The 24290-nt window shown below is 39.3% G+C and carries 25 protein-coding genes; 11 read left to right on the top strand and 14 right to left on the bottom strand.

Annotated features, from left to right (window positions below; translation table 11 throughout):
- Positions 1-6 precede the first annotated feature (6 nt).
- Positions 7-726: a DUF4198 domain-containing protein gene (locus tag BM192_RS11445; protein ID WP_234797545.1), complete on the top strand. Its 720-nt coding sequence runs from the start codon at positions 7-9 to the stop codon at positions 724-726.
- Positions 727-817: 91 nt separating this feature from the next.
- Here BM192_RS11445 and BM192_RS11440 read toward each other — a convergent pair whose 3' ends face one another.
- From BM192_RS11440 to BM192_RS11420, 5 genes are all read right to left on the bottom strand, one after another.
- Positions 818-1858, bottom strand: a complete 1041-nt coding sequence (locus BM192_RS11440) for a linear amide C-N hydrolase (protein WP_037444128.1) — start codon at positions 1856-1858, stop codon at positions 818-820.
- A gap of 398 nt (positions 1859-2256) precedes the next feature.
- Complete coding sequence (locus BM192_RS11435; RefSeq protein WP_081857563.1) at positions 2257-5031, bottom strand: outer membrane beta-barrel family protein; 2775 nt, start codon at positions 5029-5031, stop codon at positions 2257-2259.
- Between the two features lie 172 nt (positions 5032-5203).
- Positions 5204-6190, bottom strand: coding sequence for a FecR family protein (locus tag BM192_RS11430; RefSeq protein ID WP_037444132.1), 987 nt, complete (start codon positions 6188-6190; stop codon positions 5204-5206).
- Positions 6191-6264: 74 nt separating this feature from the next.
- Positions 6265-6861, bottom strand: a complete 597-nt coding sequence (locus BM192_RS11425; protein WP_037444133.1) for an RNA polymerase sigma factor — start codon at positions 6859-6861, stop codon at positions 6265-6267.
- Positions 6862-6975: 114 nt separating this feature from the next.
- A complete protein-coding gene (locus tag BM192_RS11420; protein WP_037444136.1) occupies positions 6976-7569 on the bottom strand; it encodes a pentapeptide repeat-containing protein in 594 nt (197 codons plus the stop codon).
- 152 nt (positions 7570-7721) lie between these two features.
- Here BM192_RS11420 and BM192_RS11415 point away from each other — a divergent pair, with 152 nt between their 5' ends.
- The 4 genes from BM192_RS11415 to BM192_RS11400 all read left to right on the top strand — a co-directional run bounded on the left by BM192_RS11415 (position 7722) and on the right by BM192_RS11400 (position 9434).
- Complete coding sequence (locus tag BM192_RS11415) at positions 7722-7973, top strand: hypothetical protein (RefSeq protein ID WP_037444138.1); 252 nt, start codon at positions 7722-7724, stop codon at positions 7971-7973.
- Positions 7974-8090: 117 nt separating this feature from the next.
- Positions 8091-8648, top strand: coding sequence for a serine hydrolase domain-containing protein (locus tag BM192_RS21200; protein WP_074963989.1), 558 nt, complete (start codon positions 8091-8093; stop codon positions 8646-8648).
- Positions 8649-8671: 23 nt separating this feature from the next.
- Positions 8672-9079: a serine hydrolase gene (locus tag BM192_RS21195; protein ID WP_037444140.1), complete on the top strand. Its 408-nt coding sequence runs from the start codon at positions 8672-8674 to the stop codon at positions 9077-9079.
- Positions 9080-9086: 7 nt separating this feature from the next.
- Positions 9087-9434, top strand: a complete 348-nt coding sequence (locus BM192_RS11400) for a hypothetical protein (protein WP_037444142.1) — start codon at positions 9087-9089, stop codon at positions 9432-9434.
- Here the strand turns inward: BM192_RS11400 and BM192_RS11395 are convergent, their stop codons facing one another.
- Positions 9435-9968: a hypothetical protein gene (locus tag BM192_RS11395; RefSeq protein ID WP_051760204.1), complete on the bottom strand. Its 534-nt coding sequence runs from the start codon at positions 9966-9968 to the stop codon at positions 9435-9437.
- Between the two features lie 202 nt (positions 9969-10170).
- Here BM192_RS11395 and BM192_RS11390 point away from each other — a divergent pair, with 202 nt between their 5' ends.
- From BM192_RS11390 to BM192_RS11380, 3 genes are all read left to right on the top strand, one after another.
- Positions 10171-11739: an MFS transporter gene (locus BM192_RS11390; protein ID WP_037444143.1), complete on the top strand. Its 1569-nt coding sequence runs from the start codon at positions 10171-10173 to the stop codon at positions 11737-11739.
- Positions 11740-11777: 38 nt separating this feature from the next.
- A complete protein-coding gene (locus BM192_RS11385) occupies positions 11778-12917 on the top strand; it encodes a DEAD/DEAH box helicase (RefSeq protein ID WP_037444145.1) in 1140 nt (379 codons plus the stop codon).
- A 61-nt stretch (positions 12918-12978) separates the two neighbouring features.
- On the top strand, positions 12979-13299 hold the full coding sequence (locus BM192_RS11380) for a hypothetical protein (protein ID WP_037444147.1): 321 nt from the start codon (positions 12979-12981) through the stop codon (positions 13297-13299).
- Positions 13300-13416: 117 nt separating this feature from the next.
- On the opposite strand, the gene BM192_RS11375 is transcribed toward BM192_RS11380, so the two are convergent.
- A complete protein-coding gene (locus BM192_RS11375) occupies positions 13417-13863 on the bottom strand; it encodes a GNAT family N-acetyltransferase (protein ID WP_037444479.1) in 447 nt (148 codons plus the stop codon).
- Between the two features lie 82 nt (positions 13864-13945).
- Between BM192_RS11375 and pdxR the strand changes: the two genes are divergently transcribed.
- Positions 13946-15403 (top strand): MocR-like pyridoxine biosynthesis transcription factor PdxR, encoded by a 1458-nt coding sequence (gene pdxR / locus BM192_RS11370; protein WP_037444149.1) that lies wholly within the window; start codon positions 13946-13948, stop codon positions 15401-15403.
- A 46-nt stretch (positions 15404-15449) separates the two neighbouring features.
- On the opposite strand, the gene BM192_RS11365 is transcribed toward pdxR, so the two are convergent.
- The 6 genes from BM192_RS11365 to gnd all read right to left on the bottom strand — a co-directional run bounded on the left by BM192_RS11365 (position 15450) and on the right by gnd (position 21638).
- Entirely contained in the window at positions 15450-16373 is a 924-nt protein-coding gene (locus tag BM192_RS11365; RefSeq protein WP_037444151.1) for a carbohydrate kinase family protein, read from the bottom strand.
- Positions 16373-16747, bottom strand: a complete 375-nt coding sequence (locus BM192_RS11360; RefSeq protein WP_037444153.1) for a hypothetical protein — start codon at positions 16745-16747, stop codon at positions 16373-16375. The genes BM192_RS11365 and BM192_RS11360 overlap by 1 nt, the downstream gene beginning before the upstream one ends.
- A gap of 110 nt (positions 16748-16857) precedes the next feature.
- Positions 16858-17217 carry a winged helix-turn-helix transcriptional regulator gene (locus BM192_RS11355; protein ID WP_037444155.1) on the bottom strand — a complete coding sequence of 120 codons (360 nt, stop codon included), beginning with the start codon at positions 17215-17217 and terminating at the stop codon, positions 16858-16860.
- 75 nt (positions 17218-17292) lie between these two features.
- Positions 17293-19467 carry a multicopper oxidase family protein gene (locus tag BM192_RS11350; protein ID WP_081857566.1) on the bottom strand — a complete coding sequence of 725 codons (2175 nt, stop codon included), beginning with the start codon at positions 19465-19467 and terminating at the stop codon, positions 17293-17295.
- Positions 19468-19541: 74 nt separating this feature from the next.
- The gene (locus BM192_RS11345; protein WP_139218431.1) at positions 19542-19943 is read right to left on the bottom strand and encodes a hypothetical protein; all 402 of its coding nucleotides are present in this window, start codon (positions 19941-19943) and stop codon (positions 19542-19544) included.
- A gap of 240 nt (positions 19944-20183) precedes the next feature.
- Positions 20184-21638 carry a decarboxylating NADP(+)-dependent phosphogluconate dehydrogenase gene (gene gnd / locus BM192_RS11340; RefSeq protein WP_037444158.1) on the bottom strand — a complete coding sequence of 485 codons (1455 nt, stop codon included), beginning with the start codon at positions 21636-21638 and terminating at the stop codon, positions 20184-20186.
- A gap of 91 nt (positions 21639-21729) precedes the next feature.
- On the opposite strand from gnd, the gene BM192_RS11335 reads away from it, so the two are divergent.
- Both BM192_RS11335 and BM192_RS11330 read left to right on the top strand, forming a co-directional pair.
- Positions 21730-22194 carry a hypothetical protein gene (locus tag BM192_RS11335; protein WP_037444160.1) on the top strand — a complete coding sequence of 155 codons (465 nt, stop codon included), beginning with the start codon at positions 21730-21732 and terminating at the stop codon, positions 22192-22194.
- Between the two features lie 13 nt (positions 22195-22207).
- A complete protein-coding gene (locus BM192_RS11330; RefSeq protein ID WP_234797544.1) occupies positions 22208-22615 on the top strand; it encodes an acyl-CoA thioesterase in 408 nt (135 codons plus the stop codon).
- 49 nt (positions 22616-22664) lie between these two features.
- Here the strand turns inward: BM192_RS11330 and BM192_RS11325 are convergent, their stop codons facing one another.
- Positions 22665-24278 (bottom strand): Na+/H+ antiporter, encoded by a 1614-nt coding sequence (locus tag BM192_RS11325; protein WP_037444165.1) that lies wholly within the window; start codon positions 24276-24278, stop codon positions 22665-22667.
- Positions 24279-24290 lie beyond the last annotated feature (12 nt).

The raw sequence follows: 24290 nt of genomic DNA, 5'->3' as shown, positions 1-24290 counted from the left end.
AAAATTATGAAGATGAAAAAATGGAATATTTTATTGCTCACTTTTGCAATTAGTCTAATGACCACAGGCGCGTTTGCCCATGCAATCTGGATTGAAACAGCTAATACTGGTCAGATCGGCAAAGCGCAAACTGTGAGAATCTACTACGGAGAATTCGTTGACGGAGAACGCGATAGTGTAGCCAAATGGTATTCAGATATTAAAGATCTGGAACTTTGGCTGGTTGGGCCGGATCAGAAGAAAATAAAGTTAAAAACTACCGCAGCCGCAAATTATTATGAAGCGAAGTTTACTCCGGGTAGTAACGGGGCATATACATTAACGATAAGCCATCAGGCTAAGGAGTTAGGCGGCGAAACCAAATATCATTTTCTGGCTAGCGCAGATGTTACTGTGGGTAAACCGGCAGGTAAAAGCACAGTTTTTGTTAATAGCTTACAGCTTCAAAAAAGTGAGATTACAAGCGCTCAGGTGAACAAGCAGATAATGCTGAAAGCTTCTCACAATAATAGTGACGCTGCTAAAATGAAAGTTTCTGTTTTTTCACCAAATGGATGGTCAAAAGAATTAACTACTGACACCACAGGCAGTGTTTCATTTCTCCCTCCCTTCCCGGGCAGATATGTGATCGAAATTTCGGACATGGATAAAACAGCGGGCGAACATTATGGCAAACCTTACCAGGAAACCTGGAGTGGCGCCACTTATAGTTTCGAAGTTAAATAATCTAGTAATAAAAAAAGGAACCGATCGTAGCTGTTGTGCAACAGCCACGATCGGTTCCTTTTTTTATATTAAACCAGATTTATTTATCTAATTAGATTCCAACAAACTTAAAAGGCTCTGCCGCTTTAAAATCCGAATTAGACAGGCCATTTATAGCCGTGCTCTGTTTCAGAGCGAGCTTCATAGATTTTGCACCCTCTTTTAAATCAAACTTTTTAAGGTCGACCCAAAAAGTACCTGGTGTTAAAACGTTCTCGAAGTAATACACCTTATTTTTCTGATCTGCTACAGATCTCCAACGGGTTGAGGAAATATTCGGTTCTGCTACTGAACTGATTCCAAAAGGTACAGAGCAATTTCTAATTACACTGAATACGCTCGCAACAGCGATCCTGGTATCTTCCGTTTGTGGAATAGCATTAATATAGTACGAAGCGCGGACAAAACGATCAGCAGCTCGGTTGGTACCCGGCAACATCATTGTTCCCGGAATCCCCTGCCAATAGCTGTTCAATGCCAGCTGCTCTCCGAAGATTGGAGAGTTGGTCATTACTGTATAAGAGGCATCGTGATGGATAACCAATTTTCCATTAATGTATTCAAATATTGCATTATCTCCGGAAGCGTCGGAAATGGATAAATGAAGTGTCGTAAACTTTTTAGTGCCGGGAATATAATCACTGACTATAACGAACGATTCGTCCTTTAATGCAGTTACAGCATCATTTACATTGGCAAAATTATCCAATACGTACTGCGCCCAAGCCGATATTGCAACCCCCTTTTTATTTCCAGATGGATCAAATTTTGGATAACTGGACTCCACCAGCCACAATACATTTGCTACGAGTCCTTTCTCGTTTAAACCGTCAACGGTCGCAATATCCCAGGCACTTGAGATGACACTTCCATATTTAGAAGTCCATTTCAGGGATTGGGGTCCGACTTCACCATTTCTGACTATTCCTCTGGGAAATACCCATAAGTTAGCAGCAATATCATCCTTCCAGTCCATACTGCGCGCTGTAATTACGGTTCCATTTGGACCTTTATACACCACTCGTGTACAAGCAAGAGACTCCTTCTGATGCAAAAGGAATACTACAAAAACAAAAGAGAAAAGATACTTCATATTTACAGATTTAATTAATAACCGACTAATATTACCCCTTAAGATATGTGCGGATGGATACCGTACTATATATTTATAATATGAACTAAATAATGTACTGATATTGCCGTAGCATTTCACATTAAGATAAAGAATGTTTTTCATACAAGATATTAATTTTATCGATTTATGATCGACTTTCAACAGTCATTCAGCAAACCGACACCTCAAACTTAACCAAGGGTTAATGGATTCATGGTCGGGTTTCGCCAACATCTAGTACATACTTTGTTCACTGTTTCTTCATACTTCCTTCATTGTTCGTTCATTCGAGATTGAACATATATTGAAGGAACATTGTATGGAGTTTAAACAAAACCTTACGAACAGACGAAACACAGCTTATCGTCCAGAGAGAATTATAAACGTCCTCTCGCCTCATTCCCTCCGGCGTCAATATTGTCTTTGTTATTTTTCTTCTTGCCTTTTGAAAAATTATAGGTAAGCCAGATTCCAGCATACCTTGCCCAGTCGACTTTATTTCTGATCACGTTCCTTCTAAACTCTGGCGTATTAATCTCATAATGTGGTTTGTATAGATGGAATGGATCTTGTAATTCCAGCCTTGCGGTCAGCCGATCCCCGAAAAAACTCTTCTTAACGGACAAATCCATTTTAGCAACGTTAAACTGATCATAGATTCCATAAAAACTATTCCTGCTAAAAGACCCTGAAATTTCCATAAAATAGTTGCCTGGCAGATTAAACTTACTAGAGGCCCATACATTCTGAGATAGTTTAGACCGGTGTACCGCAGGTGTTGATTGAATATCTATTGTGGTATATCGCAGTGTGGCATTGGTGTTAAATTCCCACCAATTTGTAAGTTTTAACGGGATATATACAGACATAAATACATTATTATTGTCGCTGATATTCTCATCTTTTGAAATAATAAGATCGCCAACATTTGTGACATTAGTAGCGATAGCATTACGCGTATTCTGATATCCGGTAGTGATAGAATATTTATTTTTCCATAGATATTCCAGCTGTAGATTATCACTGAAATAAGGCCTTAAATCTGGATTGCCTTCCCAAATATTGTTGAGGTTAGTGTAAGTTATAAAAGGATTCAGATCTCTGAATCCAGGTCGGTTTATCCTTCTGGAATAAGAAAGTGTTAGGGAATGGTCTGCTCCGATTTTTCTATTTACATATGCCGAAGGAAAAAGGTTCCACTGATTACGACCGATAGTTTTTCCAGTTGTTATTGATAACCCGTTATAATTAGTTTGTTCAGTTCTCAAACCAATCTTTATATCCCATTGGTCAAAGGATTTTGCAAGGGTTCCATAGAAGGCCAGAATATGTTCATTGTATAAAAATCTGTTTGACTGTAATGTATCCAGGCTGGATTGTTCACTAAGCCCCTGTCGATAATCCATTGAATAATCCGTTTTGGAATTCGTGTATTTACCACCAGCACCTAGTACCCACGATTTAGAAAAATATTTTTCAAAATCTATATTGATAACATGAACCGAAGATTTACCCCTGGTGTCGGTAAATAAACTATCACGGGGATGAGATTCTATCCCTCCGCCATTTAAAAACTGGCTTTCTATAGCTGATGGGTCTCTTAATCCATAATATATGTAACTATAACCTGCATCTAATTTGCTGCCCAGGGTATCGAGTTTGTTCCGGTAAAAGACATTTGTCATTTGGTTAGTGTAACGAAACCTGGTATCCTTGCTGGTATATAAAGATGAATCAATAGAATTTGTGTGAGCATTAGCTAAATAATCGATATTAGTCGTTGTTAGATTACTAATATCGCCGGGGTTGGAAAACTTATTATAACTGACACCGATTGTTTGTTGAAGGTTGAGGTTATAATCAAGTCCGATATTGTAACCAATAGAATGATAATCTTCTTTATATTTCTCGGTTTGAGGGCTATAAACACCCGTAGATTTGAACTCCTGTATTATACTATCATCATAAAAAGCAGGCGCACGCCGATAATTGAAACCGCCTTGTACGTTCAGTTTACCAGCCCTGTAGTTCAAAAACGTTGAACCCATGCGATTATGAGAACCATTATACCAGTAACTGCTGCTCACATTACCGGACAGTCCATACCGGTATTCCGACTTCAGTACTATATTAATAATCACCCCACCATTTTGGGCGTCATATTCAGCACCAGGAACAGCTCTTAATTCATAAGATTTGACGGATTCTGAAGGAATAGAACGTAAATAAGCAAATAACTGATCTCCCTGCAACATGACTTTTCTATTGTCTACATAGACTGTCACACTTTCTGAACCGCGGAATAGAATATCTTTTCCTTCTACACGTACGCCTGGAATAACGTTGAATAACCTGAGGGCATCCTCCCCTTTTTCATATACACTACCTTCGACGTTCAACGTCAGCTTATCGGTAGATCTTCTGAGCAGCGGCGTTCTACTCCTGATAGTAACTCCGTTTAATTGTATAGATTTTGTTTTTAGAATGATATCAGGCAACTCAAGGGAACTTGTATCTCCGACATTCACTTTCAATATCAAGCTATCAGTTCCGGGCGAAAATACTTTAAGCAGATAATCTCCTTGTTCATACACTTTCAGATTAAACCTGCCGGCTGTATCTGCAAGAGCCGATGTTATAAGTTGAGAATTGGTAGCCTTATTGATTTGTATTGTAGCGAATTCAACAGTTTTACGGTCCGAAGTGAGTATCCTCCCTTTTAACATATACGCTACTTGCTGTTGTTTCTTTAGTAAAATGTTATTGTTGATTTGGCGGAAAGAGAATCCGGTATTTTTCAGCAGTTCATATAGTGTGTTTTCTACTGTCCGGGTACGGAACGCTATATTGAGATCGGTAATTCGCTTTATTTCGGATTTTCTGTAATAAAAGCGAAAAATTGATTGTTCCTCGATTCTTTTGATACCGGTGAGTAAACTTTCATCTTCCAGTTTCAGGCTGACTTTATAATCACGCATACTCTGACTGCTTACCGGCACAGCCAGAAGGACCTGAAATGAAATTAAGATAAAAAGAAATACGACGGTACTTACACGCATCAACCAGATTATAAAATGTCTATTTAATAATAATACACGAGCGAGATAGGCGCACGTCGTCCCCATATTCCACAGTATTGCAGAATTTTTCATAATTTTAAAATGTTTTAAGTGATTCCCATTATTTAAAGCCCCGGAAACTCCGGGATACCTGTAGACCGATGGCCGTCGGTTTACAGGCTTTTTAACTGAACCTGCCTCCTGGAAGCATTTCAGGATATATATAGCTTAGTCGTTATTCATTATATATTTTTCTTAACTACGGTTAATTACAGCCTTCGCCATTGATAGTTATATGATTGCGGGAAGACCTCTGCCAGGTTGAATTATTGAAGCCACATATCACGTCAAGAATATCATCCAGCTTATCGCCCTTTAATGCGGTACCGCTAAACCGGCAATCTTTCAGTTTATCATTCTTAAAAGTAATCTTCACATGAAAATGCTGCTCCAGCTGTGTCGCTGCCTCAGCAAATGTTACATCGTCAAAGAGCATATCATTCTCCTGCCATGCAATAACGGATCTGGCATCAACTGTTTTTTCAGCGGCCTTTCTGCTCAGTAGATCAAGGCTTATCTGTTGGTTAGCCGTAAGAATGCTTAGCAGTTTACCGTCATCAGCTACGCTGACTTTACCTCTGGTTACGGTAACTTCCAAGGTGTGCTTTTTTTTATCTTCTTTAATATTAAAAGCAGTTCCAAGCACCCTGGTGACCACATCGCCAGTGTGGATTAGAAATGGTTTGGCCGCATCATGCTGCACATCGAAATAAGCTTCTCCTGAAAGGTAGACCTCTCTTGAATCGTCGTTAAAAACTTTGGGATATCTGAGTTCAGCGCCCGCATTTAACCAAACGGTAGTACCGTCTGCAAGAGTTATCTGCTTTTGCTGGTGGTCAGGGATGGATATTGAAGCTAAACTTCCTGACAGGATTTGGTTCTCCAATAATGGCCAGCCTAGATATAGACTGAAACTAACGATTAATACCGCCGCCACACCTGCAATTTTGTACCAAAGGTATTTCCTCGAAGCCAATGGTATAACCTGGGGTGAGTTCTGCTTAATCGTGTCTTTAATCTCAACAAGCACGTCTGAAAGCCACTGGTCTTTATCTGTTCGATCTAACTTTTGCCAATCCGGATCGGCATTTCCGTTATCTGCCAGCCATTTTTCGACGAGCAGATTTTCTTCTGCAGAAGTTTCCTTATTAAGATAACGGACTATTAAAGCTTCGATATTATCGCGGTTCATTTTATCGGATTTGAGCAATAGCCGTTTGAACCGCCATTTAGTACTATGCCTAAATAAAATATTTTTAATAAATTTTATTGGAAGATTAATGCGGATACCAAAGCGATGACACAGAGACAGAACAGACAGGTTAAAACCCTTCGTAAATGCTTTAATGCAGAGGTCAGCTGGTTTTTCACTGTTTGTTCGGAGAGCTGTAATTTACCGGCGATTTCAGTGATACTCAGGTTTTCTTCACGACTTAAATGATAAATCTCTTTCACTCTTGGGGAGAGTTCTTCTAACGAATTTCCTATCCGTAGTTTTAGTTCTTTCGCAGCAATTTGTTGTTCAATTTCTGATTCTAAACTTATATGTAAAGCGAGTATCATTTCAGAATAATCTTCGTGAGTGATATTCTTTCTGATTTTGTCAATAATGCGGTAACGAACCATTGTGAATAAATAAGCTTCTAAACTCCGGTCTACCTTTAATGATTTCCTTTCCTCCCATAATTTCACAAAGAGGTCATGAATGATGTCACGCGGATCATCAAGATGGTACAGTTTAGAACTTGCAAATCCAACCAATTTCTCAGCGTAGCGGTGATAAATTTCTGTAAAAGCGGCTTCATCATCTTGCTTTAAAAGATCGACCAACTGGAGATCGCCTGATAATTTATATACAGCCATTTAGATTTGATTAACCATTTCGCCCAAAACTACAGGAAATGGCGTACCGGCACAACCCTTAATTAATTAAAGTTAAATTGTAGCGTTTAACAGGTGGGCCCGATGATAAGGTTTTCATCCTTCATACTCAATATCAAGATTAAACTGATATAGCAATCCAGCTAAATTTAGCGCTGAGAATTTTGCCTGTTTTATCTTATTGACCGCAGGATCTAAGCTGAAATTCCTGGCCGTCCGGAAATCTGCCTTCTCTAAAATTGACCGGACAAAGGTCGCTCCTGAAAGGTCGCAATTGTGAAAAGTACTAGACGTTAAATCAGCCTCTTCAAAGTCGGTCTCTTTAAGAGAACAGTCTGTAAAAGTGGTCTTTCTAAGTTTAACACCGTAAAAAGTCGAATAGTCCAGATGGCTTTGTTCGAAACGGAAGGAAAAAAGGAATTTATTACACTTTGAAAAGTCAATACCTAATATTTTACACCCCGTGAATACAGCATCTTTAAATCCAGTACCGGTGACAATGGTCAATGAAAAATTGCATTGCTTAAAATGACAGTCCATAAAATCATTATGGCTTAAATCACTTTTAGAAAAGTCGCAGTTTACAAATTCACAACCGATGAATTCCCGGTTAGCCAGACGTTTTTCTGCGTAATTAATATCAGTAAATGTTTTGTCTTCGTGGGTGATAGTTTCCTCGGAATCGCTCATAACAAAAAGGTGTCTTAAAAATTTAAAAGTTTATCAAAGATCTTATATAAATCCTCAATAGAAGTTTTAGCTTAAAAATTTTTTATAAATAGTTGATTTTTTATAAATTTATAGTTGAGTTATGATGTTGTAAACCTTTAATTGCATATTCCATGAAAAAAAATATACTATCTGAATTAACTCTGGATGAACTAAATAAGCAAAAAAAATCAACACGTGGAATACTAATTGCAACGAGTATTGTAATGCTAATCCTCTCCAGCGTAATCTTGTATCTGAGTATTGCCAAACACAATATGTCACTAATTACATTCATCCCTATTTTCTTTCTGAGCATGTTCCCAGGTTTTATCAAATTAAGCCAGGTAAATTCTGAAATAAAATCCCGTAATCTCAATAATTAAGGCACTCCTGCCTGAAGATAACAGCAACGTTAAAATTAAACTGTTATTATTTTCATTGTAACCTGTTTCCCTGATTTAGGGTCTTAGATGCCATACCGCATTTTAAACCCAAAATTCATGAACCCGCTTAAAAAATCCAGGAGGCTACCATCCATTTTACTTTTTTTTATATACTTCATTATAATTTCTTCTCTGACTGCTTTTATCACAGTCAGACAACTTCCTGGAGATACATCTCGCTGCGATTACTGCCAAAACAAAGAAGCCCGGAATTTAAGCGACTCATTAGACGTATTACTTAACCAGGTTCAACAATCCTTTGGCAACAATGCCATCAATTTAACTTTAGGGGTTGTAAAAGACGGCCAGGTTTTTCTAAAAAAGAACTATGGTTATTCCAACCCGGAGAAAAAGACTGCCTTCTCTGACCATTCTCAAATTTATCTTGCATCGACATCTAAATCATTAACGGGTACGCTGGCAGCGGTTCTAGATCATAAAGGAATTATAAAACTGGATCGAACCCTCGCGGATTATTTGCCAGAGCTGAATTTTGAGGATAAAAATATACATCCCGATCAAATTACCATTGCGTCCCTGATTACCCATACGCATGGCATTAAGAAAAATATACTACTGCCCTGCCAGATACCAGCTTTTATTATTCCAATTTAGGTTCTGTTATTTATGCTTTGATAGTGGAAAGGCAGACTGGTAAACCCTGGCAGCAGGTTATGGCCAATGAAGTTTTTAAGCCCTTAGGCATGCATTCCACAACTGCCTATATTTCCAAAGTGAATCCGCATTATCTTAGTTATGTAATTGACGACTCAGAAGGGAAACAAACAAGTGTATTTGACAAGGCAGATAATTCAATGTCAGCTGCAGGGGGGCATTTAAGTACTGTAGATGATTTACTGAAATATCTTCAATTTTTCCTGAGTGATGGAGATTCTACTCCAGGATTGTTAAGTAACAAGCAATTAATGTTTGCCCGATCTCCAATTGTAGTACAAAGTAACAGATATCAGTCATATGGGAGATATGGATACGGATTAGGGTGGGAACGACGGCTTGCCCCATTTGGTTGCAAATTACCTCTATAATTCAATTTTGAATAAAAAAAATAAAGACAGCATCCTCAAAGCCAATCTGGTATCGCTGAAGCAAAATTTCGACTCGGATCTGAAAGAGACAAAAAAAGTTAATGAAGCAATGCGCGTCAAAATACCAATGGACGAAAAATATGCTGGTATTTACAAAGGCGGCGAAAGATCGGGTTATATGGAAATAAATAAAAAAGGCAAAGTTTCCTGGGGCAATTTGAAAGGGCAGTTATACATGTTATCAGATAGTACAGGGCTAATTAATTTCAGAACAATGTTGAGGTCCTTTTCTGTGAAAAAGGACCATGGCGCCGTGCTTGGCGTTTATTCTAATGAAAGGTATTTCAGCCGCTGATTAATAGGCTTTAAACTCCCTCAATTCTTCATTTTTTAATCTTTTATTCATATTTCCGGTAAAATCTCTTTTTTTCATCTCACCAACCATCTGAGCAAAGTAAAAACCATGTCCTATTATAATACAGTTTTGATTCTCACTCAGAATATGATCTAAAAATTGATTTATACGTGCCTGAGAACTCCTTTTCGTCTCTGGTTGATTTGAAGAATTAAAATACCACTGCAATCTGCCGAGGACCATCCATAAAAAAATTGGTAGTCGCAATTTTGTACGAATGAATGGCTTTATAGGAATTTCGTTTAAAAGCGCTGTTGCTATGACTTCAATTTCTTTCTGAAACAAGTTATTACTGGTTTGTTCCGTTCTTATTAAGCTACTGATGTAAACAGGTTGTTTTTCTATTTTCAATTTTTCGCCGGACTGCACAGGTGAGTTATCATACTCCTTGCAGGCAGATACGAATGAATCTGCATTATAAAATTTGTCCCAATTAAATAATACTTTGGAATGTCGTATAAAAGTTATTTTCATAATCTAATCATTTTAGGAAGGCTCCGCTCCCATTAAGATTTCTGACTATCAGGGTCAAGCCACGCCAAAAATAAAAGATTGGACTGGTAACTTTGTTTTGTCAGTGTAAAGCGTATGAAATGATGTATTCATCGGGACAATTAGTTAAATTTAAATGTACTCGACATTTTGAGCTTTCTTAAATCATAAAAAAACCGATTTTATGGCTACAGTAGCACTTCGAAGTTCCCAAGGTAAATGGGTTATGGTCTGTACCATAATGGCTTCCGCAATGGCTTTTATAGATGCTACTGCACTCAATGTAATCCTTCCCTCATTACAGAAGAACTTAAAGGCTTCGGGTCCGGATCTCTTTTGGATATTAAACGCTTATTTATTGATGCTGGCCTCGCTCATTTTAATCGGCGGTACTCTGGGCGACAAATTGGGACGCAAAAAAGTATTCATGACCGGCATATTTATCTTCATTCTGGGTTCTGTTGCCTGTGGATTTTCATCTGGTGCAACTATGCTGATCATCTTCAGGCTAATCCAGGGAATTGGCGGCGCATTAATGATTCCAGGAAGTTTATCTTTAATTTCTTCTTCAATCAATGAAAAAGAAAGGGGAAAAGCAATTGGAACCTGGTCTGCGGCAACCACCTTAGTTACCATGGGAGGACCCGCACTGGGAGGCGCGCTGGCAGATGCTGGTTTATGGCGCTACATTTTTTTTATTAATGTCCCTATTGGCCTTATCGTACTTTTCTTTCTGACTTCAAAAGTTAGCGAGAGCAAAGAGGAAACGGCGCACACAGGACTCGATTTCTATGGGGCCATTACTATCGCTGCCGGGCTGGCAATGTTAACTTTTGGATTCCTGCGTCTGCCGGCGGTTGGTTTCATTCATCTTCAGAGCTTCGGTTCAATTGCAGGCGGAATTGTATTTCTGTTCGCTTTTATTGGGATAGAACGTAAAAGCAGCCACCCAATGATGCCTTTAAGTTTATTTAGTAATCTCATTTTTAGCGGAACAAATCTGCTCACCTTTTTCCTTTATGCAGGCCTTGGTACAGGTATGTTATTTATCTCACTAAATATGGTCCAGGTACAAGGTTATACACAACTGGAGTCGGGTCTGACCTTTCTGCCATTTACTTTTTTTATGGTAATTAATGCGCGTTATGCAGGCAGCCTGGCAGACAAATACGGACCAAGGATATTTCTTATCTCAGGCCCTTTTTTAGCGGGAACGGGGTTACTGTTACTCTCTTTTATCGGGCAGACCAGTGGTGCCTCTGATTACTGGACTTCCTTTTTCCCTGGTATCCTTGTTTTCGGTTTTGGGATGTCCCTCACCGTCGCTCCGCTTACTGCGGCGGTTATGGGCTCTGTAAGCGACAACCTTAGCGGCACCGCATCTGGCGTTAATAATGCTGTCTCAAGGATAGCTGGTGTTTTCGCAAATGCAGTTCTGGGTTCTGTAGCCGTACTTTTATTTTCTGCAGCTCTGCAGAAAGAGATTAAGACGGACACATTTGACCTGCAGCAAAAACAAACTATAATAGCTCAGGCAGCTAACCTTGGAAACGCAAGTGTACCTGAAGGTTTTACTTTAACTGAGGGACAAAAAATCAAGAAAGCGTATCAGGCCGGTTTTATAAACTCCTACAATGTAATTATGAAAATTTCGGCTGTACTCGGATATACTGCATCTTTAATGGCTTTGATATTTATACGAAAAAAAGCAACCAAAATTACTCCAGATTATAAACAGTGTTTATCTGCCTGATGGCGATTTTTGTATACTTTTGCATAAAAACTAAAAATATGTCTTTTGAGTCCCTGGGTCTGTCATGCGCTTTATTGAAAACATTATCAGATCAGAATTTCACCATTCCTACTCCTATACAAGCAACAGCTATACCAGCGATACTAGATAAAAAAGATGTATTAGGCATCGCTAAAACCGGTTCTGGAAAAACAGCTGGTTACGTTTTGCCCCTGCTAATGAATTTACAGCATTCACTGGGTGTGAAAAACCGCCATGCAAATGTATTGGTTTTAGTACCCACACGCGAACTTGCAGAACAGGTAAAGGATGTTTTTAAGCTTTTCAGTAAAGCAATTCCCGAACCCATCAAAACACTGGCTGTATACGGAGGCGTTTCAATTAACCCCCAAATGATGGCCATGCAAGGTGTAAATATACTTGTTGCAACCCCGGGAAGGCTATTGGAATTAGTAGACTCAAATTCCGTCCACCTTTCAGCTATCGAAACTCTGGTTCTCGATGAAGCAGATAAAATGCTTAATCTTGGATTTAAGGAAGAAGTGAATAAAATTATAGCTCTTCTACCTGCAAAGCGTCAAAATATATTGCTATCGGCCACGCTGAGTAATGATCTTAAAAATATTCATCAGATCTTATTGCATGAGCCTGTGATTATAGAGATCGAAGCCGAACAAGAGTCACTGGATCTTATACATCAGACAGCCTACTTGGTTCAAGAAGAGAAAAAGGGTCCTTTTTTACGTCGTCTTATCAGTCATCATGAAATGAAACAGGTCCTTGTATTTGCCTCTTCAGTTCATCAGGTCGATGTAATCGTTAATAAGCTGCGTAAAAATAATATTGATGCAAAAGCTATTCACAGTAAAAAAAGTCAGGGGGCCAGAACTGAAGCATTATCTCACTTTAAATCAGGCAAAATCAGTGTTCTTGTAGCAACCGATTTAATGGCAAGAGGCATTGATATCAATTTTCTTCCGTTTGTAATAAATTACGAATTGCCACGGTCGCCTAAAGACTATATTCATAGAATTGGCAGGACCGGTCGTGCCCAGGCACCTGGTGAGGCGATCTCCCTCGTGAGCCAGAATGAGTTACATCATTTCGAGGTAATCCAAAAGAAGATGGGTAAAAAGATTGAATTAATAGATATCGAACGCCAGGGGTATACAATCTAATTTGATAGTTCTGTTATCAGATTGCTGGCAGATATAGAAAAAACTGTACCTTAGCGGCAATATGGGTTACGCAAAAGAAAGAGGAAAGCTTGAAAAGCTGTCGGCAAAAATTACTGGTCTGACGATTTATGATGATAGAAGTCTTGCCGTTATAACGGATATATATGAACAATATTCGCATACAATTAGGATATTAAAAAACAAAGACCCTGAGAACTTCAACGAACTATATATCAATGATTTACAACAGGTAAAAGAATTCAAAAAGTCGCTTAAAGTGAGTGAAGAAGATGAAGATCGCCAAAGTAAATTCTTAAAATATAAAGAGGTGCTGATGGCCGCAATGGTTAAAACTATTCTGGTTACAAACACTATTCTATAATTCGGTTCATCGGGAATAATCCTGGTGGTCCTCTGCAAAATAAAAATATCAAAAACCCGATAATCTAATGATTACCGGGTTTTTAATTTAAACTGGGTTAAACCCTTCATTTTGCTGTTATTTCCACCAATGATAGTAATTATGCTGCCCGTCATAGATAAATCCTGTACGAGGATATAATCTATTTCCTGTATCATTCGTTTTTTCGGTTTCAAGCATTAAACCACAAGCATCAGTTTCTTCACACCATTTTTTACTACGCTCGATAAGTGCCCCGGAAAGTCTCCTCCCCCGATAATCCGGATGAACAAACAAGTCGCTTAAAAGCCATTGTTTCTGCAATTTAGTGTAATGGAATAATTTGTATAATTGAACAAATCCTACAGCTTTATCATCCACTATCGCAAGAAAAATAACTGACTCACTATTCAGAAATCTCTCTTTCAGGAATGCCTTGCCTTTTTCAACGTCAGAATCCTGGCGGTAAAAAATGCGATAAAGGTCAAACAATACTGCAACTTCATCCAAATCCTCTAAACTTGCTTTTCTAATTTTGTAATCCATTTCATATTTCATTTAGTTTACAAAACTATGCGGTCACAGGACTACATTTGTAATCCAGTTTTAACATCAAAGGTAGTCCAGCATGTTTTCATACGAACATATTATTCCAATAGAAAAAAAGAGTAAAATTCCTGTCTACAGGCAAATAGCTATTTCGATAATCAATGCAATAAGAAATGGCATTTTTAAACCCGGAACGCACCTTCCCAGTAGTCGCGAATTGGCCAAAACCTTATGTGTACACCGTAAAACGGTCATTGCAGCCTATGAAGAATTAAATACACAAGACTGGATTGTGATCATTCCCAGAAAACATGTTGCAGTCTCACAATACATTCCACTACTTAAACCACAAAAGTGGGACGAGGAAACGATAACTTCTTCTTACGGACATGAGTTTAAACTCCCATTTGATACAGTGAATGAAAATTTAAATGAAGAAACTATATCTACTGCTTTAGACATCATCATAGATGATGGATATCCAGATGTAAGGCTCTCTCCGATAGATGAATTACTGAAAACTTACCGCTCCCTCACTTATCGAAAGTACGGGATAAAAAATGCCAATAAGGGAACTACGCAAGGAACATTAAAACTGAGGGACGAACTAGTTAATTACCTGTCTGAGACCAGGGGATTGAATATTTCTGCAGCAAATATATTGATTACTCACGGAGCGCAGATGTCTATTTATTTATCTGCACATCTGCTTTTAAATCCAACTTCCAGTATTATCGTCGGCAAACCTAACTACCCGATCGCCAATATGGCATTTGAACGAACTGGCGCAAAATTAATTGAGGTAGACGTCGATGAATACGGAATTGACACAGATAAGATTGAAGCTATTTGCGAGAAGACAAAAATAAATGCGGTATATGTGATACCACATCACCACTATCCAACAACGGTAACCCTAAGCGTGGCTAGAAGGATGAAGTTACTGGAGCTATCAAAGCAGTTTTCATTCGCGATTATCGAGGACGATTATGACTACGACTACCATTATACTTCTTCTCCCTACCTACCATTAGCAAGTGCTAATCATAATGGCAACATCATTTATATTGGATCATTTTCTAAAATACTAGACCCTTCAATTCGTATCGGCTTTATGGTAGCGCCGGCAAACTTCATAGTGCAATGCACAGCCTTAAGAAAAGTAATCGACTTTGGAGGAGATGGTTACATGCAAAACTCCCTGGCGACACTCATTAATGAGGGCGAGCTCAAAAGACATCTTAAAAAAGCAAAAAAATGTTATCTTAAAAGAAGGGATTACTTAGACCAATTGCTGAATGAACATTTAGCAAAATACATTTCTTATACGCTTCCCACGGGAGGAATGGCTATCTGGATTAAGCTCAATCCAGATTTTCCGGTTGAAGCAATGACAAAATACAATCTCAAGATCAATAGATTAGATTCAGCTCAAAATGCATTCCGATTTGGGTTTGCGTCCTTAGATGAAAAAGAGCTTGAAATGACAGTCAAGGCTTTGAAGGAAAATATTCTCAGTATTGAAAATACCTTGTAAATGCATACAGCGGGTCGGGTCTCTACGCGACCCGCTGTAAATTACACTATAAAGGTATCGCTGCGACCTGATGATTGTCCCTGAAGCCTACAAATTCTTCCAGTGTGTACTCTGGACATGCCCCTTCACGCGCAGTAATAAATGCGCCCAACGAAACCGCCTGACGCATAACCTGATCTGGTGACGCACCCTTTTCTAATCTCTTTGATAGAAAACCAGCCAGAAATGAATCTCCACTGCCCACTGTATCTTTTACTTCAATAGGGATTGTCGGGTACAAATAGAAATCATCTCCATTCACATATAGAGCACCTTTGCTTCCTTTGGAGATTATAACCTCCTGCATACCAAAAGTATCCTGCAAATACCTGACGCAATCTTTCTCACTGCTATACTCTTTACCAAGAAACTCTACCATCATGCGGAGTTCTGCTTTATTAAATTTGGCGACCTGAGTTTTATGTAATAGTTCTTTAATGACATGCACATCATAGTACGGAGGGCGTAAATTGATGTCGAAAACATTGAACTTACTTGCTTCTATTAATTCAAACAGCGTGTTTTTTGAACGTTTATTTCTAGTGGCCAAGGTACCGAATACCAACGCGTCTGCGGTGGTCAGCAGTTGTTTACTTTCCGGGATAACTTCGATAAAATCCCATGCTACGTCTTGCACGATGTCATATTGTGCATCATTATTTTCATCCATTGTAGCGATAACGGTACTTGTAGGATGCACTTTGCTAATCTGTATACCAGCGACTGACATTTGCCATTCTTTGATTTTATGCAGTAGTTCATGCCCTAATTCATCATCACCGACACTACTAATCATCGTAACATCTGCCCCCATCTTAAAAAGATGATATGCAACATTAAAGGGTGCTCCTCCGGCTCTTCTGTGGCCGCCAGGAAATATATCCCATAGTACTTCTCCAAAACAGGCTATGGTAGTTCTTTTTTCTTTCATTATAAATTTAATGTGAGTTTAAGTTGTTCCGGACGAGTTACTATAATCTGTGCCTTACCGTTATACATTGAAACTTTCCCATTGATAGTTACCTTTTTATGCAAAAAAGAAGATAGTATGTCATGATCAAAATTCTTGTAATCATTTTTAGCGATGAAAACAGAAATAATCTGTCCGGGATACTTTCCCCCGATATTAAGTAAAGTGTGATTATCAAAAGCCCTTCCGTCATACACCGAATCAACTAACACAACCTCCTTACCTACAGCCTTTGTGATTTCTTTGAGATCCAATTGGCTAATTACAACATCTTGTTGTGCTTTCAACGAGAAAGACACTGCTAGGAGCGAACAGATTATTAATAGTATTTTCATATGCTTAAAGATACTTGTTATCAAACTGAACCTGTTTAATAGTATCAAAAAATAATCGTCTAATCATCCGGATGCGCTCTGAATATTCTTTGGAAACTCAGAATGCCTCACTATTTCATTAATTCACGATGCTTTGCACCCCATTCGTCCAGCTTTAACCAAATAGGCAACAGCTCACAGGCAATCGGGCTTAAATTGTATTCGACTTTCGGAGGGACCTGCGCATAAACAGTACGGATAATCAACCCATCTTTTTCGAGTTCTTTTAACTGCAAAGTCAGCATTCTTTCCGTAATTCCGTTTATCGCATCACGTAATTCTCCAAAGCGCAGGGTCCCGTTTTTCAACTGGTGCAAAATCATCATTTTCCACCGGCCCCCTATCTTACAAATGGCATATATAGAATCGCAATCCTGAGTAATTCTCGTCTCATTCAACATATTTGTTGAGTTTAGCTTTCTTTCTCCCATTATCTACAGAATTGATAATACCGCACTTTAGCATACATCTGACAAAAATAGGTGTTTATTTTAAAGCGACCTTAATTAATAAGTTAAAGTAAGTCCTCCGCCATAACCCATATCACTATCATAATGCGTGGATAATGAGAAAGCTCTGGTCATTATATACCTGAAACCAGCCATATATTCTTTATCTGTATTGACCATGAAATTGAAACGCAGCCTTTTAGTCAAAGGGACATCTTCCCGGGTCAACTGAAATCTTAAATTGCCTTTGTGGTCTACGGATGCATCGGCCACAACCAACATAGGCAAAGTGTACTGCAAGCCTATATGGAATACTTGCCTTAAGTTTTTAGTATTGTTCTGTCCGAAAATATTCCTATTCTCAGGTTCAATTATTCGTTTACGGAAGTCCCACCCTACATAAGGAAAGAGCCACTGCATCTTACCGATATACCTTCCAAAATGACTTTCACTTTCGTAACCCATGGACTTGTCAAAACCCACTCTCCATTCCGTAGTAAACCTGTAACGGGTATTCGCGAACATGATTTCCCCGTCGCTGCCGTTACTTTCAATACCTATTCTCGCCATGGGATGAAACCCGTTATCCTCCCTGAATAACATCCGCTGCGCCATTTTAGGATTAGGAATTTCCGGATTTACAGGTGAATTTTCATAGCTGAATATTCTGCCCATACCGCTCATCATATGGTATAGTATATGGCAATGAAAAAACCAGTCGCCCCCTGATTCTGATGCAGCAAACTCTATCGTATCTCTTTCCATCGGCATAATATCAATGACATTCTTCATCGGCGATCGCTCGCCCTGCGAATTCAGCAATCGAAAATCATGACCGTGTAAATGCATAGGATGCCGCATCATACTATTATTATATAGAATGATACGCACATTTTCGCCCTTTTTGATTAGGATCTTATCACTTTCCGAAATAGTTTTATTATCTAAAGTCCATACGTACCGGTTCATATTTCCTGTTAGATCGAATTTCAATTCTTTCCAGGGGCCTTCCGGTAAAACTGTATTCTTTTTTGCACGCAACATGTCGTAGTTTAAGGTAACCATTTCATTTTTCTCAGGGTACATCACAGTATTCATATCCATGGTCTGATTTTGCATTTTCATGCCGTCCATCTCCTTCATATTCCCTTTCATATCCATCATATTATTCATCATCTTCATCCCGGCAAAATAATTAAGCTTCGGCATGTGCAGAGCCGGTACCTTCTCACCCTCACCCAACCAGAGCGATGTAGATTTTGTACGATCTTCCGGGGTAACCAGAAATTCATAGCTCTTATTCTCAGGAACCGTTACGACAACATCATACGTTTCAGATACTGCAATGATCAACCTATCTACATCGACCGGCTCAACATCATTTCCATCCGTTGCCACTACAGTTATTTTACCGCCAGAGTAATTAAGCCAGAAATAGTCTGAAGCCCCGGCATTAGCGATACGCAACCTTACTTTGTCACCAGCTTTAAATTGAGGATGCAGATCCTGACTCTTGCCATTTACCAGAAACGTATCGTAGTATACATCACTGACATCCATTGCATTCATGCGTTTCCACTCATTATTTACTTTAGTTTTGAAATTACCAGATTTAATAGCTTCTGAGTAGCTCTGCGTAGTGCCTTTTTGTACAGCGAACCAATCATTTGCATTTTTTAGATTTCTATGAACTTCTTCGGGCTCCATGTTTGTCCACTCACTGATCACAACAGGTATCGTTGGAATATCCCACTCTTCTCGCTTATTAATGATGAAAGCGCCATACATTCCGATCTGCTCCTGAAAGCCACTATGGCTGTGATACCAATGTGTACCGCTCTGGATAATCGGAAATTTATAGACATAAGTAGTATGCGGTTTAATGGGCATTTGTGTCAAAAACGGAACTCCATCCATCTTATTTGGTAAAAACAGGCCATGCCAGTGTAATGAGGTTTCCACCTCCAGATTATTGTGGACATAAATCTCTGCGGTGTCTCCTTCTGTAAAAGTCAGTACTGGCATCGGAACCTGACCATTAACAGCGATCGCCCTTTTGGGTTTGCCTCCATAGTTTACGGTTGTATCTGCCACGTATAGATCATATCGTATTGTGCGGGATTCTCTCTGATTATCTACTTTTCTAAAGCTTTCCATTTTCGTTGTGCCGAGATCCTGCGCGGAGACCGATACATAAAGGCATAATAGAAAGACCATTAATATATTTTTCATTTGTATAAAATTTAATGTAAATACTGTTCCAGCCGTAGCAACAAGCTACAGCCATTGCTTTAACTACATTAATTCTATATCTGAAAACTCTGAATAACCGTCCTGATGTCCCGTTTCGGGGGGCGATCGCTATAATCCGTGTAGAAATTACAGTGCAACTCAATATCTGTTGCAGGAACAGGTAACTGATAAAAATACGCGGGTAACCAGATTACCGGCAAGGAGATCTGAACTTTGCCTATCTCCGGAATTAATTTACTCTGAACCACCAGATCATTCACCAGGCTTTTGCAACAGAAGTCATCTGGTGGAAGATTAGTGTAAGATTTCACATTAGAAAGGTGGTGATGAGTAATATTGCTTTTAGGCCTGTGTTTTTCGTTATGGGAGTTATTTTCCATGCTTAATGCGCAACCTATTCCAATAACAGTATTGAGCAAAAATATGACTAACAGAAAGATAGCTCGACTTTTCATAACTACACAAATCTAGACTAAGAATAGAAAACAGATTTACATAATTCAGTTCTTTTTTTACATTTTCCGGCGAAAAAAAAGATGCCGTATATCAAAAACTAATTGCAAAGATATTGATTGACAGACCTTAACAAAGAGGCAGTAAAGGTTATGGGCATCGCTGGGTGAAGTGCATCACGGAAATTCTTTTAAACAAGAAAGGCGCATCTAGTGCGCCTTTCTTGTTTAAAAGAAGAGATTTTATACTCCGTAAGTCGTAGAAGACGTTTCTCCCCCACGTCCTGTCCAGTTGGTATGGAAAAATTTACCACGTGGCTGATCAAGTCGTTCATAAGTATGTGCACCAAAATAATCACGCTGTGCCTGCAGCAAATTAGCTGGAAGACGCTCACTTCGGTAACCATCAAAATAGTTAATACCCGCGCTGATACAAGGTACAGGTATTCCATTCAATACTGCAGCTGAGACGACACGGCGCCATCCGGCCTGTGCATTCAGGATTTTTTCTTTGAAAAAGTCGTCAAGAATAAGGTTTTGTAATTTTGGATCCTTATCAAAAGCTTCTTTAATCTTACCCAGGAACGAAGATCTAATGATACATCCTTCGCGCCACATCAACGCTATACTTCCATAATCAAGACTCCATCCGTACTCCGCAGCAGCAGCCTGAATCATTTGATAACCCTGCGCATAAGAAATAACCTTAGAGGCGTAAAGGGCGTCACGCAGATCATTAATAAAAGCTTCTTTGTCACCCTCAAATGAAGGAGTCGGCCCAGTTAAAACTTTAGATGCTGCAACACGCTCCTCCTTTAATGCAGACAGACATCTCGCAAATACAGACTCCGCAATTAGTGTTAAGGGAACGCCAAGTTCGAGCGCTACAGTGCCCGTCCATTTCCCTGTACCTTTCTGTCCGGCAGTATCCAATATCTGATCAACCAGAGGAGCTCCATTTTCATCTTTAAAAGCAAGGATATCACTGGTTATTTCAATCAGGTAGCTATTTAGTTCACCTTTATTCCACTCATGAAAGACCTTCTGCATATCATCTGCTGACATTCCAAGCATCTCTTTCATTACCTGGTACGTCTCATTGATTAACTGCATGTCACCATATTCGATTCCATTATGCACCATTTTCACAAAATGCCCGGAACCACCGGATCCGATCCAGTCGCAGCAAGGAGAACCATCTTCCACTTTAGCAGCAATTGCCTGAAAAATAGGCTTTACAGCCGGCCAGGCAGCCTCGCTACCACCAGGCATAATAGACGGGCCTAATAATGCACCTTCCTCACCCCCGGAAACACCTGTTCCTACATAAAGCAGTCCTTTACTCTCTACAAATTTAACACGTCTTTCCGTATCGGGAAAATGAGAATTTCCGCCATCTATAATGATATCCCCCGGTTCCAGAAGTGGAATCAGAGTATCAATAAAATCATCAACAGGACGTCCGGCTTTGACCATTAACATCACTTTGCGCGGACGCTTCAGGGAACCTATGAACTCTTCAACAGACATTGCGCCAAAAATATTTTTACCTTTGGCCCTGCCATTTACGAACTTTTCTACTTTATCAACGGTCCGGTTATACGCTGTTACATGAAAACCTTTACTTTCCATATTGAGAATTAGGTTTTCGCCCATTACTGCAATACCGATAACGCCTATGTCAGATATCTCTTTCATTTTTATTTATACAATGGTTAATTTTTTGTTAAATTATAATTTAACTCTAATATATCGTAATAAATCTGCTAATTAATCAAGCTATACTACTATGCATTTAACAGAAGAGCTGGCAAAACACCTCAGATACGTTCATTTCGGTGGAAATTGGACGACTTCAAATCTGAAAGACAATTTGAAAAATGTGACCTGGCAGCAGGCTACAACCAAATTACAATCATTTAATACAATAGCTGCACTAGTCTTTCATATCAATTACTATATCAATGCAGTTGAAAAAGTACTGGCGGGCGAAACACTTCAGGCCAGTGACAAATATAGTTTCGATGTGCCACCTATAAATTCTGAACGAGATTGGAATTTACTTCTGGAAAAAGCCTGGACGGATGCCGAAAATTTCGCTTTGCATATTGAAAAACTTCCGGACAGTATCCTATCAGAGAATTTTACTGCAGAAAAGTATGGAAGTTACTATAGAAATATTCAGGGAATTATTGAGCACTCTCATTACCATCTCGGCCAGATTGTAATCCTAAAAAAGCTTCTGCAACTGTGATTTAAAATATAATTTGGATATTTACAGGATGGAAGATTACCTGTTCGAAATCCAGTTAAAAGTCAGAGATTATGAGTGTGATATCCAGGGCATTGTTAATAATGCCGTGTACCAGTCTTATCTCGAACATGCCCGTCACGAATATCTGCAATCCAAATCCATTTCATTCAAACAACTAACCGAAGAAGGTAAAATCCTAATGGTATCCAGGATTGAGATGGATTTTAAGCGATCACTTACCTCAGGTGACAGCTTCCTTGTTAAACTAAAGATTGCCAGACAGGGAATAAAACTAATATTTTTCGAAGATATCTACCGTTTCTCAGATCAGGCACTTTGCCTGAAGGCCAAGGTCGAGGTGATAGCACAGATAGATGGCAAGCTGAGTCGGGGAGAAATCTTTGATACCCTTAACCTTTAAACATCCGGCACACCAATTCGGCAATAATGCAGTAGTTGGGAACCTTCAGTTAAAGGACTCCGTGATTACGCTGAATTTTTAGTTCATTGAGATCCAGCTGCATTTGGGCTTTGCGTATTTCCTCGTCACTAAAAAACTTTTCCTTTCTCAGCTGAAATAACTCCTTACGCTGCAGCGCGTAAATATCAAATAACATGTGATGATAATATTCAATTTCGTTCAGCTCTGTCTCATCACACTCCAGTGAGGCCAACTGCCCCTGAGTTCTGGAGATATCATTTTCCAGACTGGATTTATAAAAACCAACCAACTCATTTTCTAAAATAGCATGCTGATACTTTTCATCGATTAAATTTAGTGCAATTCTGTCCAGTCTTAGTTTGATACCCGCCTGCTGCTCCTCTTCCCTTACCAAATGATCAATATCTTTTATTTTAATCAGCTTAATCATAAAAGGTAAAGTCAATCCCTGAAACACTAGCGTAACGAAAATTACAACAAATGTTATAAATATGATCAAATTACGCTGTGGAAAAGCAGTGCCGTCCAGCATGAGTAAAGGAATCGAAAGTGCAGTAGCAAGGGATACCACGCCACGCATACCTGCCCAGCTGATTACGAACGGACCTTTCCATCCTAAAGTAGGTTCCTGTCTCGCTTTCGCATTAATCCAACGCGGAAGATAAGTCGCCGGATAAACCCACAGAAACCGGAGCGCGATGGTAATTGCACTGATAATCAAACCATACTTGACCCCGTCGGCCACAGAGTAGTCACCCAGGCCCATAATAATCTCGGGAAGCTCAAGACCTATTAAAATAAAGACCAGTGCATTCATCACGAAAATCATTGTAGTCCAGACACCAAGCATATTCATGCGGGTGTCTCCGGTATTAAATATCTCATGTGAACGATACGACATAAAGAGTCCGGCACTCACAACGGCCATTACACCAGAAAAATGAAACTGCTCGGCAATCAGAAATAGCAAGTAAGGCGTCATTACTGTGATGGCAGCATCTATAGCTGGCGTAGTTGGCAAAAAACGATGAATAAAGTATACAATATGGGCCCCCGCCAAACCAACGACCACACCCATGCCGGCAACCAGAAAAAATTGTCCTGTCGCTTCCTGCATCGAAAAAGTTCCTGTCAGTACTGCTAGTAAAGCAAATTTAAATACGATAAGAGAAGATGCATCATTAACGAGACTCTCCCCCTCTAAAATCGTCATCAGTCGCTTTGGGACACTCATACCCTTTAAAACCGTTGCAGCTGCAACAGCATCAGGTGGCGAAACAATACCGCCAAGTAAAAAACCCAGCGCGAGTGTGAATCCGGGGATGATCGAAACCGAGGTATAAGCTATAATAGTAGAGGTGAAAAAGACCAGCCCAAAGGCGAGTAATCCAATCGGTCTCTTCCATTTCCAAAAGTCATTCCAGGACGTATACCATGCGGCTTCATATAACAGCGGCGGTAAAAAAATCAGAAAGATCAGGTCCGGATCAAGATGAAGCAGCGGTACACCTGGGATAAAACTTATCCCTAATCCGGCAATAACTAAAAAAATGGGGTAAGCGACTTTTATTTTCTGCGCAAGCATCACCAGCAGGAATACCAAGAACAGCAGTCCCAGGATAAGAAGTAAAGTGTGGTGCATAAATTGTCTGAA

Source organism: Pedobacter antarcticus, from assembly GCF_900112985.1.
Lineage (GTDB): Bacteria > Bacteroidota > Bacteroidia > Sphingobacteriales > Sphingobacteriaceae > Pedobacter > Pedobacter antarcticus.
The sequence above is the reverse complement of the archived record's forward strand: the minus strand, read 5'-3'. Positions and strand labels throughout refer to the sequence as shown.